The following is a 14,922-nucleotide window of genomic DNA, read 5'->3' as shown; positions in this document are numbered from 1 at the left end:
AGGACGCAACATGTCCCTGCTCGACTCCGCCCTCTGGGACGGCAAGATCTACCTCAGCGGCTGGCGGCCCGGGCGCGGCGGGACCGGTGACGCCGTCGAACCAGCCACCGGAGAAACGCTGGGCCGCTATGGCGTGGCCTCAGTGGAGGATGTCCGCGAAGCCGCCGCGGTGGCCGCGAAAGCGCAGAAGGACTGGGCCGCCCGCAACCCGGAGGACCGCGCCGCCGTGCTCCGCCGCGCGGGACAGCTCTGGGAGGAACACTCGGCGGAAATCCAGGCCTGGATCGTCCGCGAATCCGGCGGCATCCCGCCCAAAGCCGGGCTGGAAACCCACATCGCGGCCAACGAATGCTACGACGCCTCCGCCCTGCCCTCACTCCCAGCTGGCGACGTGCTGACCTCGAACGAGAGCCGCTGGTCCTTCGCCCGGCGCCGGCCCGTCGGCGTCGTTTCGGTGATTGCACCCTTCAACTTTCCGCTGATCCTCTCCATCCGCGCAGTCGCCCCGGCGCTGGCCCTTGGCAACGCCGTCCTGCTCAAACCGGACCCGCGCACTGCGGTCTGTGGTGGCGTCACCTTGGTCCGGGTGTTCGAGGAGGCGGGTCTTCCGCCCGGCCTGCTCTCCCTGTTGCCCGGAGGCGCCGAGATCGGCTCGGCCGTCGTAGAGGCACCCGAGGTTCGCGTCATCGCCTTCACGGGGTCGACGGCGGCAGGGCGCAAAGTGGGCGAGGCGGCCGGCCGGCTGCTCAAGCGTGCCCATCTGGAACTCGGCGGGAACAACGCACTGATCGTGCTGCCCGGCGTCGACTTCCCCAAAGCTGTCTCTGCCGCCGCGTTTGGCTCCTTCATGCACCAGGGTCAGATCTGCATGGCGTCCGGCCGGCATATCGTGCACGAGGATATCTACGAGGACTACGTCAGCGCCCTGGCGGAAAAGGCCCGCCATTTACCGGTAGGCGACCCGAAGAGCGGAACAGTGGCGCTGGGACCGGTGATCGACGAGAAGCAGCTCCACCGGGTGGACACGATCGTTCAGGACGCGGTGCAGGGCGGCGCGCGCCTGGCCGCCGGCGGCAGCCATGACGGCCGGTTCTACCAGCCCACCGTGCTCGCCGACCTCGACCTCGCCAGCCCGGCGTGGAAGGACGAGATCTTCGGCCCCGTCGCCCCGGTGATGAAGTTCTCCACCGTGGACGAGGCCGTTGCCCTGGCCAACGACAATGAATACGGGCTTTCGATAGGAATCCTCGGCGACGTCGGGATGGCCATGACGATCGCCGACCGGCTCGACTCCGGAAAGATCCACATCAACGAACAGACGGTGTCCGACGAGGCCAACTCGCCCTTTGGCGGGGTCAAGAACTCGGGCAACGGCTCGCGGATCGGCGGCCATCACGCCAACATCGAATCCTTCACGGAAATCCAGTGGCTGACCGTGCGGCCGGACATCGCGCCGTACCCGTTTTAGGCCGGGTAAATGCGGGAGTTCCCCGCCGCGGATGGCGCGAAGCCGGACTCCGCGGGCAGATCAGGGCGAATGTTCTGCGGTCATCCGCCCTGATCTGCCCGCACGATGGCCGGGCCCGGTACTTAGGGCTCGAACAAGACCGAGCCGGTCATGAAGATGCCGCGCTGCGGGACCCAGAATTCCCCCAGCCGGTCCTGGACGGGCAGTGCCGACGTCTGTCCCAGGCTGTGCCCCTGCAACTGCGCCTTGCTATCGCGGACGAACCACATCCGCCGCGGGCGCGCCAAAAAGGTTTGGCCGTTGGGCGCCGCGCCCGTCAACCCGAGGTGCCCCGCCCCCAGCACCGGGCCGGCAACGGCCCCCATGGCACGCAGGAACGTCCGGCTGCGCCACAGCCGCTCCGGAACGGCGCCGGACACCGCGGACATAAGCCGGGTGACCGGCGTCGCCGCCAGCTTCAGGTCCCAGCTCAGGTCCACGCCGGCTCCGACGTCCACGCTGAAGGAATAGCCGTCGCGCCACCGGATGGAGATCCGGCGAGTGGACGCCGAGCCGATGGCGCTGCCGAAGTAGCGGGGGCAGGAGGTCCCGGGGTCGGTGGTGCTGTGAATCGTCCAGACACCGGCAGGGTCGCGGATCCAGACCGAGATGTAGCCCGGGCCGACGGACGACGCCGGAAAATGCCGAAAGGCCAGGACGTAGCCGGAGCTGAACGGAACGCCCATGACGGCGTAGCCGGCAAAGCGTTCCTCCGAACCGGAGGGCAGCGCACAGTTCTGTTCCATCGGCTCAACAAGCGAGCGGGGACTCTGCATGGCTTCGGCCTCCGGTTTGCTACATGTGAACTGTTACATGTGAACGTGGAGCCGCCGGGCCGCTTCGGAGATGGAGCCGCTCAGCGACGGGTACACGGTGAAGGTGCTGGCAATGTCGTCGACATGCAGTTTCTGGGTCACGGCGATCGATAGCGCGAAGATGAGCTCGGAGGCGTTCGGGCCCACCACCACCCCACCAATGACGGTGCCAGAACCCTTGCGGGCGAAGATCTTGATGAACCCGTCGCGGTGGTTGCGCATCTTGGCGCGGGCGTTGCTGCGCAGGGACAGCTTGATGATGTCGCCCTGGTACTTGCCGGATTCGATCTCCGCCTCGGACACGCCCACGGAGGCGATCTCGGGCGAGGTGAAGATGTTGGATGCCACCTGGTGCAGCTTGATCGGCATGACGGCGTCGCCCAGGAAGTGGGCCACGGCAATCCGGCCCTGCATCGCGGCCACCGAGGCCAGGGCCAGGACGCCGGTGCAGTCGCCTGCGGCGTAGATGTTCGGCGCCGTGGTGCGCGAGACGCCGTCGACCTTGATATGGCCGCTCTCGGTGAGCGCGACGCCGGCTTCCTCCAAGCCGATTCCGGCCGTGTTCGGGATGGAGCCGACGCAGACGAGGCAGTGGCTGCCGGTCACCTTGGAACCATCGCCGAGGGTGACCACCACGCCGTCCTCCGTGCGCTCCACGGTCTCGGCGCGGGCCCGGGAGAGGACCTTCAGCCCGCGGCGCTCGAAGACGCCCTCGAGGACCTCGGCGGCATCCGTGTCCGAGCCCGGCAGCACGCGGTCGCGGCTGGAAATCAGGGTGACTTTGGAGCCCAGGCCGTTGTAGGCCGAGGCGAATTCCGCGCCCGTGACACCGGAACCCACCACGATGAGCTCCTCGGGGAGTTCGTCCATGTTGTAGATCTGGGCCCAGTTCAGGATGCGCTCACCATCCGGACGCGCCGTGGGCAGCTCGCGCGGGTGGGCGCCGACCGCCAGCAGGATGGTGTCCGCCTCCACCGTCTCGGTGCCGTCGGCGGTCAGGACCTCAATGGTGTGGTTGTCCAGCAGCTTGCCGGAGCCGATCAGGATGCGGACGTTCTGGTGTTCCAGCCCGGCCTGGATGTCCTCGGACTGCTTCCGCGCCAGGCGGAGCAGGCGGTCGTTGATGTGCTTGAGGTCCGCGCGCATCGACGGGGCAAAGTCGCCGCCGTCGACGTCGAACTTGACGCCCAGCTCCCCCGCCTCACCGACGCGGGTCATCAGGTCCGCCGTCGCGATCAAGGTTTTGGAGGGCACGACGTCGGTCAGCACCGCGGAGCCGCCGAGTCCCGCACGCTCGATGATGGTGACCTGCGCCCCCAGCGAAGCGGCGACCATGGCGGCTTCGTAGCCGCCGGGCCCTCCGCCGAGAATTGCGATGCGGGGTGAGCTGAAGTCAGGATGCGTAGTCACAATCAACCATTGTCCACCATCCGAACCGGAGCCACCAAGAATCCGGGCCCTGCGCTCGTCCCGCCGCGCATGCTGGGCAGCAGGGCCGAGCCGCGATAACTTGTACCGGTGAGTACAACAGAATTCCTGAACACGGACCCTTTCGACGCCGCCCGCGCCGCCGCCGACTACATCGCCGAAGAGACGGGCGTCGATTCCCATGACGTCGCGCTGGTCCTCGGCTCGGGCTGGGGCGACGCCGCCGAGCTGATCGGCGAGACCACCGCCACCTTGTCCGCCGCCGAAATCCCCGGCTTCTCCGCACCCTCCGTAGTGGGGCACGTGGGCACCATCCGCTCGGTGCTGACCAAAGAGGGAAAGCGGGCCCTCGTCCTGGGCGCACGCACCCACTACTACGAGGGCAAGGGAGTCCGCGCCGTGGTTCACGGCGTACGCACCGCCGCGGCCGCCGGCTGCAAGGCCCTCGTGCTCACCAACGGCTGCGGCGGGCTCAACGAGAACTGGACGCCCGGCACCCCGGTGCTGATCAGCGACCACATCAACCTCACCGCCACCTCTCCGCTGGAAGGCGCCACGTTCGTGGACCTGACAGACCTGTACTCCTCCCGGATCCGCGGCCTCGCTCGCGAAGTGGACCCGTCCCTGGAGGAGGGCGTCTACGCCCAGTTCACCGGCCCGCACTACGAGACGCCCGCCGAGGTGCAGTACGCCAAACGGATCGGCGCCGACCTGGTGGGCATGTCCACGGCCTTGGAGGCCATCGCCGGCCGCCACGCCGGCATGGAAGTCTTCGGCATCTCGCTCGTGACCAACCTCGCCGCCGGGATCAGCCCCGTGCCGCTCAGCCACGGGGAAGTCCTTGAGGCCGGCCAGGACGCCGGACCGCGGATTTCCAAGCTGCTCGCAGAGATCATCGCCAAGCTCTGATCACTGCATTACTGGTGCCGGCTAGGTCCTGGACTACCTCGCTGCGGTTATTCCGCAGCCAGGTAGTCCAGGACCTTTGCCTTGTCCGACGGGAACCGCCGCTCGATCGAGTCCGCGATTCCGGCGATGCTCTGGCGCGCCAGCGCCTGGCGCCAGGCGAGTTCGGCCTGGCGCATGGTCTGGGAAATAAGGCACGTCCGTGCGAAGTTATCCCGCCGATCCGGATCCGGGACATTCCCGAGGATCGCCTCGCACCGGAAGGCCGGGTCCTGGCCCTCCAGCGCCAGCACAATGTCCAGCACGGTGATGTTTTCCGGCCGGCGCGCCAAAAGAAATCCGCCGCGGGGCCCGGAGACTGACTCCAGCACACCGGCCCGGACCAGCGACTGAAACTGCTTGTTGAGATAAGCGGCCGGGAGTCTGTAGAATTCGGCCAGCCGTGCGCTGTTCACCGGCTCGCCCGGCGGTGTCCATGCCATGTTGACGCAACTGTGCACGGCCCATTCCACGCCACGGCCCATCTTCATATTCCAGACGCTACGTGTCCGGAAATTTGGGTGTCAAGGTCCTGCTTGAGGCGTTGAGATGGAACTGAAACCCCAACTCCCGATTCTTTGGGCAGGAATCCCTCGCGATTGGCGATAGTTTGGTTCCTATGACGTCTTCTGATGCCGAACTCGCCCGACTCCTGAGCGATGCCCGAGACTGGGCAAACCGGGACCCGGACCCCGCCACCGCCGCCACCTTGTCTGAGCTGATTCGTCTCACCGATGGCGGCGTCGCCGCGGCCCGCCAGGAGCTGGCCGACAGCTTCAGCGGCACCCTCCAGTTCGGCACCGCCGGACTACGGGCGGCCCTTGGCCCGGGGCCGAACCGGATGAACCGCGTGGTGGTCCGCCGCGCCGCCGCCGGCTTCACCGCCTTCCTCACCAACGCCGTCGAGCAGGCCTCCCCCGGCACCCGGCCGCGCGCCGTCGTCGGCTACGACGCCCGCTACAACTCCGATATTTTCGCCGAAGAAACCGCTGCGATCCTCACCGCGGCCGGTGTCGAAACCTTCCTGATGCCGGCCGCGCTGCCCACCCCGCTGCTCGCGTACGCGGTCCGGGCGCTGGACTGCGACGGCGGCGTCATGGTCACCGCCAGCCACAACCCGCCGCAGGACAACGGGTACAAGGTGTACCTGGGCCGCCACGCGGTTGAGGAAAGCGGCCGCGGCGCCCAGATCGTGGCACCCTACGACGCCCTGATAGCGGCGAAGATCGACGCCGTCGGCGACCTGGACTCCATCCTCCTGGCCGCCGACGGGTGGACCGTACTGGAGCCCTCGATCGCCACCGAATACCAGCGCGCCGTCGCGGCCCTGGCGGTTCCGGAAAACTTCCCGGCCCGCAGGCTGAAGATCGTCCTGACCCCCATGCACGGCGTGGGCGGGGAAACGGCGGTGGCGGTGCTGAACGCCGCCGGTTTCGACGACGTCACGCTGGTCACGGAACAGGCGCACCCGGATCCGGACTTCCCCACGGTGAACTTCCCCAACCCGGAAGAGCCCGGGGCTCTGGACTTGGCCCTGGAGGCGGCGACGCGTGAGGACGCCGACATCGTGATCGCCAACGATCCCGACGCCGACCGGGCGGCCGTGGCGGCGAAGGACCCGGGCACCGGCGCGTGGCGCATGCTGCGCGGTGATGAGGTGGGCGCCCTGCTCGGCGCCCACGTCGTAGCCCGGCAGGCCGCGGGCGGCGAGGCACCGGCCGGCGTGTTCGCCAACTCGATTGTGTCGTCCCGGTTGTTGGCGCGGATCGCGGCCGCAGCAGGCTACGCCCACGAGGAAACCCTGACCGGCTTCAAATGGATTGCCCGCGTGCCGGGACTGGTCTACGGCTACGAGGAGGCGCTGGGTTATTGCGTCGCCCCGTCGCTGGTGCGCGATAAGGACGGCATCTCCGCGGCGGTGTTGATCGCCGAGCTCGCGGCGGCCGCAAAGGCCGAGGGCAAGACCATCTTCGACACCCTGGACGAGCTCTACCTGGTGCACGGGCTGCACGCGAGCGACCAGCTCAGCATCCGGGTGGCAGACCTCGGCCTGCTGGACGCGATGATGAACCGGCTGCGCGTCAGCCCGCCGGAATCGTTCGGCGGCTCCGGCGTCGAGGCCGTCACGGACCTGGCCGTGGGCAGCGAGCAACTCCCGCCCACCGAGGGCCTGATGTACCTGACGAGGGACCTCAGCCGCGTCATCATCCGTCCCAGCGGCACGGAACCGAAGCTCAAGTGCTACCTGGAAGTCATCCGCAGCGTCGGCTCGGCCGCCGAGCTTCCGGCGGCCCGGGACGAGGCGCGTGCCGCGCTGGACGGCGTCCTGGCGGACGTCCGCGAAGCCCTGGGCCTCTAGAGCTCTACCTCGATGTACCCGCCCACAACCCGGGTACCGAAGGTGGCGAGCCGGAGTTCCGGGCTGCCGAGGCACTCACCCGTAGCGAGGTCGTAGACCTCCTTGTGCAACGGCGAAGCCACCGTGGGGCGGTCCCCGCGGGAACCGGTGATGCCGCGGGCCATGACGTGCGCCCCGGTGGCCGGGTCTTCCTGCGCGACGGCGAAAACCTCACCGGACACGGTGCGGAACAGGGCCACCTGGCGGCCCGCAATCAGTGCTGCCTCGCCCCAGGCGGGTTCGAGGTCCGCCACGGCGCACACGCGGTGCCAGCCGGCTGCGGCTGCCTGCTCAGCGGTCTGGTCCTCAATGTCGGGTACTGCGTCAAGTACTGCGGTTTCTAGTACGGCGGTCATCCCGGCCCCTCTCTGATACATCCCTTTACGGGCTGAACCGCTGCTGCGGCCACATATTCAAGCTAGGCCCGCGGTGTTTCATCCGGACGCGCCGGATGTGTCCGGCGCGTAAAAGAGAGCTAACACGGCCGGAAATGCATTCGTGATGCAGAAGTTAAGATCACGAAACATAAGGGAAACTGAAGCGAAATTCCCGTTGCCTAGTCTGGGACGACAAGCTGCAGAGCACCGTCTGCGGCCCATGCGAAAGGCCCACCGTGACCGGACACCCCTCAAGCCACCCGAACCAGGGCGCAGCCAGCGCCGCCCCGCGCCGTATTGTGGTGGCCGGCGGCGGCCCCGCAGCGCACCGTTTTGCCGATGCCATGCACGCCCGCGGACTCGATGGCTGGCACGTTACCGTCCTCACCGAGGAAGCCCACCTCCCCTACGACCGCGTCGCGCTGAGCAAGGCACTGACCGACAGCGACGTCGACCTCACCCTGGGCAGCGCTTCCATGTGGGACCACACAGCCCTGAACCTCAAGACCGGCGAACGCGTCATCAGCATTGACGCCGCCGGCAAGACGGTCAAGACCGCGGCGGGAACCGTCTTTGAGTATGACGAGCTTGTGGTCGCGACGGGCTCGGACGCGGCCCGTCTGCCCATCCCGGGCTCTGAACTCACCCACGTCTACCGCACCCTTGAGGACGTCTGGTCCATCAACAAGGCGATCGCGGACCTCACCGAGAAGCTTGGCCGCAAGGTCAACGCTGTCACAATCGGCGGCGGTCTGCTGGGTCTGGAATCAGCGGCCGGCACCGAGCAGCTCGGCGCCACCCCGATCGTCATCAACGGCTCGCCGTGGCTCATGAACACCCAGCTGGACGAGGGTGCCGGACAGGCGCTCGGCCGCCTCATCGAGGCCAAGGGCTTCACCGTCCACGGCGGGGTGTTCCCCTCCGAGGTCCTCTCCGACGACGAAGGCCAGGTCACCGGCGTCCTCATGGCCGACGGCCGGATCATCGACGCCGACATCGTGATCGTTGCGATCGGTGTGCGGCCCCGCGATGAGCTCTTCCGGGCTGCGGAGGGTGCAGAGCAGCAGTTCCAGCTCGGCCAGCGCGGCGGCGTCGTCATCTCCGACGACTGCTCCACGGAGGTTCCCGGCATCTGGGCAATCGGCGAGGTCGCCAACTTCGGCGGCATGTGCCTGGGCCTGGTGGCCCCGGCCAACACGATGGCCGAAATCGTCGCGGACCGGCTGCACGGCGGCGACGCAACTTTCCCCGGCTTCGACACGGCCACCAAGCTCAAGCTCTCCGGCGTCGACGTCGCCAGCTTCGGCGATGCCTTCGCCCGCACGGAACACGCGCTCGAAATTGTCTACGCCGACCCCGCCCGCGGCGTCTACCAGAAGATCGTCACCACCGACGATGCCAAGACCCTGCTCGGCGGCATTTTCGTCGGCGACGCCTCGCCCTACACTTCCCTGCGCCCCATGCTGGGCCGCGAACTGGCCGCCGAACCCGGCGCCTACCTCACCGCGGCCGGCGGCGGCGAGGCCCCGGAGACCGAACTGCCGGACGACGCCATCCTGTGTTCCTGCAACAACGTCTCTGCGGGAACCGTCCGCGACACCGTCAACGGCTGCGGGGCCTGCGACGGCAACGCGCCCGTCCAGGAACTCGGCGAGCTGAAGGGCTGCACCCGGGCCGGAACCAGCTGCGGTTCCTGCGTGCCGATGCTCAAGAAGCTGCTCGAGACCGAACTGACCAAGTCCGGCGTCGAGGTCTCCAAGGCACTCTGCGAACACATCGAGCTGTCCCGCCAGGAACTCTTCGACGCCATCCGTGTCCTGGAACTGACCTCCTTCGAGGAGATCATGGCCAAGTACGGCACCGGGGCCGGCTGCGATATCTGCAAGCCGACCATCGCCAACATCCTGGCCAGCCAGAACAGCGCCTACGTCCTGGACGCCGGCCGCGGCACCCTGCAGGACACCAACGACCGTGCCCTGGCCAACATGCAGAAGGACGGCACCTACTCGGTGGTTCCGCGCATCGCCGGCGGCGAGATCACCCCGAAGAAGCTCGGCGTGATCGCCGCTGTCGCCGAGCAGTACGGCCTCTACACCAAGATCACCGGCGGCCAGCGGATCGACATGTTCGGCGCCCGGCTGGAGCAGCTGCCGGAAATCTGGAAGATCCTCGTGGACGCCGGCTTCGAATCCGGCCAGGCCTACGGCAAGAGCCTGCGCACGGTGAAGTCCTGCGTCGGCTCCACCTGGTGCCGCTTCGGGGTCCAGGACTCGGTGGCCATGGCCATCGCGCTTGAGCTGCGCTACCGCGGACTCCGCAGCCCGCACAAGCTGAAGATGGGCGTCTCCGGCTGCGCCCGCGAATGTGCGGAGGCCCGGGGCAAGGATGTCGGCGTCATCGCCACCGCGGACGGCTGGAACCTGTACGTCGGCGGCAACGGCGGGGCCACCCCGGCGCACGCCCAGCTGCTGGCCAAGGACCTCGACGACGAAACCCTGATCAAGTACATCGACCGCTACTTCATGTACTACATCCGCACCGCCGACCGCCTGCAGCGCACCGCGCGCTGGCAGGAAGAGCTCGACGGCGGCATTAAGCACGTCGAGGACGTGGTGGTGCATGACACCCTGGGCATCGCCGAGGACCTTGAGGCCGCTATGGCCAAGCACGTTGACACCTACGTCGACGAATGGGCCGACACCCTGAAGGATCCCGAGCGCCTCCGCCGCTTCCGCTCCTTCGTCAACGCCCCGGACCAGAAGGACGATTCCATTACCTTCGTCTCCGACGAGCGCGGCCAGATGCGCCCCGCCACGGCCGAGGAGAAGGCGCTGGCCGGTCAGCAACCAGTCCTGATCGGCGCTTCCATTCCGGTCCGCGCCACCACCCCGGAACTGCTTGACGAGAACGAGGTATAGCCATGCAGCTCACCATTGACCTCACCGGACGCGAAGTCCTGGTCACGGGCGCGGACCACGCCGCGCGGCAGGCCGTGCGGCGCTATGAAGCGGCCGGCGCCATCGTGTTCCGCCTCAGCACGCCGCAGGGCGCCGGCATGGACGGCCCGCTGCCCGAGCGTCCGTTCCTGGTGGCGGCAGTCGACGACGGCCAGCCCGGCTGGGACGCCCTCCTGGGCCGGTGCCATGCCACCGGCATTCCGGTGGCGGCCGAGCCAGCGGCCGGCCCGGTAGGACACGTCACCCTCGTCGGCGGCGGCCCCGGGACCACCGAGCTGCTCACCATCGCGGCCGTTGCGGCGCTGCGGGACGCCGACGTCGTCTTCTATGACCGGCTCGCCCCGTACCAGGACCTGCCGTCCCTGACCTCGGCAGAGCTCGTGGATGTGGGCAAGAAGCCCGGCCACCACAAGGTCAGCCAGGCCGACATCGAAAAGCTCATGGTGGAAAGCGCCCTGGCCGGCAACAATGTGGTCCGCCTCAAGGGCGGGGACCCCTATGTCTTCGGCCGGGGAGGAGAGGAAGTCGCCTCCTGCGTCGCGGCCGGGGTCCCGGTCCGCGTCATCTCCGGAGTCACCAGCGCCATCTCGGTTCCGGCCGCCGCCGGCATCCCGGTCACGCACCGCGAAGTCAGCCACATGTTCACCGTGGTCTCCGGCCATGCCCCGCTGACTGAGAACGAATTAACGCACCTTTCCGGGCTCGGCGGAACCATTGTGGTCCTGATGGGCATCGGCACCCTGCACCACCTCGCAGCCGGACTCCGCCGGGCGGGGATGCGGGCCGACATGCCGATGGCGGTCGTCGAACGCGGCTACCGCCCCGGCCAGCGCACCACGATCGCCGAGCTGGGCACCATCACCTCCGCAGCCGCGGGCTGCAGTAACCCCGCCGTCCTGGTGATCGGGGACGTTGTCCGGGTGGCCGAGGCCAACCGGGGCTGTGCCGAGGCCACGGCAGAGCTCGACCGACTGGCCGCATCACTGATGGAGGCGTAAGGATTCCCATGAGCGCATTGAACGCCGTCGCCGCAACCTTCCCGGAGCCCGGCGCACCCTTAACCCCGTTGATCCCCGCCACGTCCGGCGCACCCGCGCCGGAACCTGCAGACGACGCGACCGAACGGGACCTTCCTTTGGACGGCTTCCGGATCGGCGTCACCTCGCACCGCCGCTCGCAGGACCTCATCGAGGCCCTCGAGCGCCGCGGTGCCGAGGTGCTTCACGCCCCGGCGCTGAAGATCGCCCCGGTCCGGGAGGACCAGAGCCTGATCGAGGACACCCGGGCGATCATCGCCGCCCGGCCCGACCTTTGTATCGCCACCACCGCCTACGGCATGCGCCGCTGGTGCGAGGCCGCGGACACCTTTGGCATTGGGGACCAGCTGCTGGAGACCCTCTCGGCCACACGGATGTTCGTCCGCGGGCCCAAAGCCCGCGGCGCCGTGCGTGCTGCCGGGCTCGCCGACGTCGGAATCAGCAGCGACGAAACCACCGCCACGCTCGTGGACATGCTCCTTGCCGAGGGTGTGCGGGGCAAGACAGTCGCGGTCCAGCTGCACGGCTACACCGATGTCCGCCAGCTCGAGCGCCTGCGCATGTCCGGCGCCACCGTCCTGACGGTCACCCCGTACCGCTGGGTCAAGCCCGACGGCGCCGACCGGCTGCCCAAGCTCATCGAGGCCGCGTGCAGTGGCAACCTCGATGTCCTGACCTTCACCAGCGCCCCCGCCGTGGACGCGATGTGGAGCACGGCGCATGAGATGGGCGTCTACAAACAGCTCGTGGAGAGCCTGAAGACCACTGTGGCGACCGCCGTCGTCGGGCCCATCACCGCGCAGCCGCTGCTCGACGCCGGGCTGCATCCGCTGATCCCGGAACGCTTCCGGATGGGCGCCCTGATCCGGCTGGTCTGCGAGCACCTGGCGCTCAACCACGTCCGCCGGCTCGACACCGTTTCCGGCAGCGTGGAGCTGCGCGGCCGCTCGCTGCGGATCAACGGCGAGGCGGTCGACATGGCACCGGCGCCCCTGCTGCTGCTGCGCGCGCTCATCGGCGCCGGCGGGGCCGTGCTGTCCCGCGAGGCGCTCTCGGACCTCCTGGAATTGCGCGGTTCCGTGCATGCCCTGGACATGACCGTCAGCCGGCTGCGGTCCGCGCTGCCGGACACCCGGCTCGTGGAAACCGTGGTGAAGCGCGGCTACCGGATCCGCGTGTAACGCAGTGGCAGAACGGGCCGCCGCGGAGGTGTGACGCACGGCATTACCGGCCGGTAAATACTGGCGAACAGGCAGGGCAAAAGCGGCAACACCCGGGAAACACCCCGGAAAAATCGGACGCCTACGCTGGGGTTCATCAAGCACACCGGCCACACGATGGCCACCCAGCGAAAGGGCCTGCACATGTCCGCTCCGGCATTGTCTCCCACCTCCGGCACGTCTACCTCGACGGCAGCCGCCTCCTCCTCCGCCTACAAGACAGCAGTCACGACGGCAGCCCGGCCCAGGATCGTCGTCGCCGGCGCCGGCCGGGCCGCCCAGGCCCTCGTCCGGCAGCTCACCCGGACCCCGTTTGCCGGCGCCATCACGGTCCTCAGCAACCGGGACGACGCCCCCGAGGAACTGCTGGAGCTCGCCGTCCTGCCCCAGGTGTCCATCCGCTTTGGCCAGCCGGCCAGCTACATCGACGCGGAAAACCGCCGCGTGACCACCGCCGACGGCATGGAATTCGACTACGACGAGCTCGTCATCGCCACGGGCTCCGCTCCCGCCGAGGCGCCGGTGGAAGGCGCCGCCCGGTGCCTGAGCTATTCCACGATCGACGACGCCGCCCGGCTGGGCGAGGCCGTCAAGGACGTCACCCGGGTCCTCGGCCGGCGCCCGCTGGGCATCCTGGTCGGCACGGGCTCGGCCGCCGGCCAGGCCGAGGCCGTCCTCCGGGCCCGCGGCGTCCGCCCCATCCGCACCACCGTCCGCCCCGCCGCCGTCGTTCCCACCATTGCCGGGTCCGTCCTGCCGGCGTCCGGCATCGTCTTCGAGGACGGCTCCAGCATGAACGGTGACCTCGTGATCCTCGCCGAGGAGCGCATCGCCCGCGACGAACTGGCCGCCACGGCCGGGCTCACCACCGCGCCCGGCGGCGGGATTGTCATCGGCCAGGACTTCCGCACCTCCGTGCCGGGCATATGGGCGATCGGTGACGCCGCGGCCTACGACGGCGTCCGGCTGGGACTGCTCGTGGCCTCCGGGTCGGCCGCGTCGGTGTGTGCCTCCCAGTTGCTTCAGGCCACCATGGGCCGGCCCCTGGCGGCCGCGGCCTGAGTGTGCGGGGGCGGCCCGGCTGGGGCGGCCGCCGGGCATGTTCCTATGGCAAGATGGTTCCCTGATAAGCCGCGCACCATGCGGCGCCGCCAGGGCCCGCAGGCCCACAAGGCCCGGGAAGGGACCGCCGCGTCCCAGGCCCGCCACGAAAGGGACCACCATGAGCCACGAAGCCGCTACCGCGGGCACGCCCAACATCGCCTCCTACATCGACCACACGCTGCTCAAGCCGGAGGCCAGCGAGGCGGAGGTGCTCAAGGTTTGCGCCGAGGCGGCCGAATACCATTTCAAGTCGGTCTGCGTGAATCCGGTCTGGGTCAAAACCGTCAAGACCGCGCTGAAGGGATCCGGCGTGCTGACGTGCTCCGTGGTGGGATTCCCGCTGGGCGCCACGCCGAGCGACGTCAAGGCCTTCGAGGCCCGCGGCGCGGTCCTGGACGGTGCAGAAGAGGTGGACATGGTCATCAACATCGCCGCTGCCCGTGCCAATGACAAGGGCGCGCTGGTGGATGACATCGCCGCCGTCGCCGACGCCGTGCACGAGGGCGGGGCCATCCTGAAGGTCATCATCGAAACGGCTCTGCTGAGCGATGACCAGAAAGTGCTCGCCTGCGAGGCCGCGGTGGAGGCCGGGGCGGACTTCGTGAAGACCTCCACCGGCTTCAACGGCGGCGGGGCCACGGCCGAGGACGTCGCGCTCATGCGGCGCACCGTCGGTCCGGACCTGGGGGTCAAGGCCTCCGGCGGCGTGCGTTCCCTGGCCGATGCTCAGGCTATGATTGCTGCAGGTGCAACACGTATTGGCGCCAGCTCCGGCATCGCGATCGTCAAGGGTGAACAGGGTTCATCCGCGTACTGATCCACGCCGGCAGCGCCCACAGTTTTGAGCCCCCCGGGGCCGAGGAGGAACGAATGTCCAGCAACACCACCCAGTCCCGACGCGTTGAGAACAGCCTCGGATCCAGCATCGCCCTGTTCGTGCCGATGATGGTCCTGTTCCTCGGCGCGATCTACTCCCTGGCCTTCCTGACGCTGGACAACGTCTGGCCGATGGCCGTCTGCCTGGTCCTCTTTGCCCTCTCGTTCTGGATCCCGCAGACGCTGCTGGGCCGCTCGGATTCGGCCGGCGAAAACTAGGCTCCCCCATTCTTGATGACTGAAGCTCCGGATCTTCCG

13 protein-coding genes are annotated in these 14,922 nt (G+C 68.6%); 9 read left to right on the top strand and 4 right to left on the bottom strand.

The features are described 5' to 3' along the window. Positions 1-10 precede the first annotated feature (10 nt). Entirely contained in the window at positions 11-1,468 is a 1,458-nt protein-coding gene (locus tag AC1DR1_RS11815) for a benzaldehyde dehydrogenase (protein WP_229993240.1), read from the top strand. A gap of 122 nt (positions 1,469-1,590) precedes the next feature. On the opposite strand, the gene AC1DR1_RS11810 is transcribed toward AC1DR1_RS11815, so the two are convergent. After that, a complete protein-coding gene (locus tag AC1DR1_RS11810; protein WP_229993225.1) occupies positions 1,591-2,283 on the bottom strand; it encodes a hypothetical protein in 693 nt (230 codons plus the stop codon). Positions 2,284-2,316: 33 nt separating this feature from the next. Continuing rightward, entirely contained in the window at positions 2,317-3,732 is a 1,416-nt protein-coding gene (locus AC1DR1_RS11805) for an NAD(P)H-quinone dehydrogenase (protein ID WP_229993224.1), read from the bottom strand. A 108-nt stretch (positions 3,733-3,840) separates the two neighbouring features. Between AC1DR1_RS11805 and AC1DR1_RS11800 the strand changes: the two genes are divergently transcribed. Further along, complete coding sequence (locus tag AC1DR1_RS11800) at positions 3,841-4,659, top strand: purine-nucleoside phosphorylase (RefSeq protein ID WP_476992626.1); 819 nt, start codon at positions 3,841-3,843, stop codon at positions 4,657-4,659. A 47-nt stretch (positions 4,660-4,706) separates the two neighbouring features. Here the strand turns inward: AC1DR1_RS11800 and AC1DR1_RS11795 are convergent, their stop codons facing one another. Then, positions 4,707-5,186 carry an RrF2 family transcriptional regulator gene (locus AC1DR1_RS11795; RefSeq protein ID WP_229993222.1) on the bottom strand — a complete coding sequence of 160 codons (480 nt, stop codon included), beginning with the start codon at positions 5,184-5,186 and terminating at the stop codon, positions 4,707-4,709. Between the two features lie 128 nt (positions 5,187-5,314). Here AC1DR1_RS11795 and AC1DR1_RS11790 point away from each other — a divergent pair, with 128 nt between their 5' ends. Continuing rightward, a complete protein-coding gene (locus AC1DR1_RS11790) occupies positions 5,315-7,054 on the top strand; it encodes a phospho-sugar mutase (protein ID WP_229993221.1) in 1,740 nt (579 codons plus the stop codon). Here AC1DR1_RS11790 and nirD read toward each other — a convergent pair. Continuing rightward, entirely contained in the window at positions 7,051-7,449 is a 399-nt protein-coding gene (nirD, locus tag AC1DR1_RS11785) for a nitrite reductase small subunit NirD (protein ID WP_229993220.1), read from the bottom strand. The genes AC1DR1_RS11790 and nirD overlap by 4 nt on opposite strands. Before the next feature lie 257 nt (positions 7,450-7,706). On the opposite strand from nirD, the gene nirB reads away from it, so the two are divergent. The 6 genes from nirB to AC1DR1_RS11755 all read left to right on the top strand — a co-directional run bounded on the left by nirB (position 7,707) and on the right by AC1DR1_RS11755 (position 14,883). Further along, the gene (gene nirB / locus AC1DR1_RS11780; protein ID WP_476992625.1) at positions 7,707-10,388 is read left to right on the top strand and encodes a nitrite reductase large subunit NirB; all 2,682 of its coding nucleotides are present in this window, start codon (positions 7,707-7,709) and stop codon (positions 10,386-10,388) included. 2 nt (positions 10,389-10,390) lie between these two features. Continuing rightward, complete coding sequence (gene cobA / locus AC1DR1_RS11775; RefSeq protein ID WP_229993219.1) at positions 10,391-11,425, top strand: uroporphyrinogen-III C-methyltransferase; 1,035 nt, start codon at positions 10,391-10,393, stop codon at positions 11,423-11,425. An 8-nt stretch (positions 11,426-11,433) separates the two neighbouring features. Further along, a complete protein-coding gene (locus tag AC1DR1_RS11770; protein ID WP_229993218.1) occupies positions 11,434-12,645 on the top strand; it encodes a uroporphyrinogen-III synthase in 1,212 nt (403 codons plus the stop codon). A 183-nt stretch (positions 12,646-12,828) separates the two neighbouring features. Further along, positions 12,829-13,746 (top strand): FAD-dependent oxidoreductase, encoded by a 918-nt coding sequence (locus AC1DR1_RS11765; protein WP_229993238.1) that lies wholly within the window; start codon positions 12,829-12,831, stop codon positions 13,744-13,746. 160 nt (positions 13,747-13,906) lie between these two features. Then, complete coding sequence (gene deoC / locus AC1DR1_RS11760) at positions 13,907-14,605, top strand: deoxyribose-phosphate aldolase (protein WP_229993217.1); 699 nt, start codon at positions 13,907-13,909, stop codon at positions 14,603-14,605. A 53-nt stretch (positions 14,606-14,658) separates the two neighbouring features. Next, entirely contained in the window at positions 14,659-14,883 is a 225-nt protein-coding gene (locus tag AC1DR1_RS11755; RefSeq protein WP_229993216.1) for a hypothetical protein, read from the top strand. Positions 14,884-14,922 lie beyond the last annotated feature (39 nt).

Source organism: Arthrobacter sp. P4_F10 (genome assembly GCF_056401435.1).
Note: the sequence above shows the minus strand (reverse complement) of the source record. Positions and strands in the feature narration are given on the sequence as shown.

What these genes read in the sequence shown, in the direction of transcription:
- AC1DR1_RS11755 (WP_229993216.1), top strand. Translation starts at nt 14,659, where the DNA reads ATGTCCAGCAACACCACCCAGTCCCGACGCGTTGAGAACAGCCTCGGA.
- AC1DR1_RS11810 (WP_229993225.1), bottom strand. Translation starts at nt 2,283, where the DNA reads ATGCAGAGTCCCCGCTCGCTTGTTGAGCCGATGGAACAGAACTGTGCG.
- nirD (WP_229993220.1), bottom strand. Translation starts at nt 7,449, where the DNA reads ATGACCGCCGTACTAGAAACCGCAGTACTTGACGCAGTACCCGACATT.
- deoC (WP_229993217.1), top strand. Translation starts at nt 13,907, where the DNA reads ATGAGCCACGAAGCCGCTACCGCGGGCACGCCCAACATCGCCTCCTAC.
- AC1DR1_RS11790 (WP_229993221.1), top strand. Translation starts at nt 5,315, where the DNA reads ATGACGTCTTCTGATGCCGAACTCGCCCGACTCCTGAGCGATGCCCGA.
- cobA (WP_229993219.1), top strand. Translation starts at nt 10,391, where the DNA reads ATGCAGCTCACCATTGACCTCACCGGACGCGAAGTCCTGGTCACGGGC.
- AC1DR1_RS11795 (WP_229993222.1), bottom strand. Translation starts at nt 5,186, where the DNA reads ATGAAGATGGGCCGTGGCGTGGAATGGGCCGTGCACAGTTGCGTCAAC.
- AC1DR1_RS11770 (WP_229993218.1), top strand. Translation starts at nt 11,434, where the DNA reads ATGAGCGCATTGAACGCCGTCGCCGCAACCTTCCCGGAGCCCGGCGCA.
- AC1DR1_RS11765 (WP_229993238.1), top strand. Translation starts at nt 12,829, where the DNA reads ATGTCCGCTCCGGCATTGTCTCCCACCTCCGGCACGTCTACCTCGACG.
- AC1DR1_RS11815 (WP_229993240.1), top strand. Translation starts at nt 11, where the DNA reads ATGTCCCTGCTCGACTCCGCCCTCTGGGACGGCAAGATCTACCTCAGC.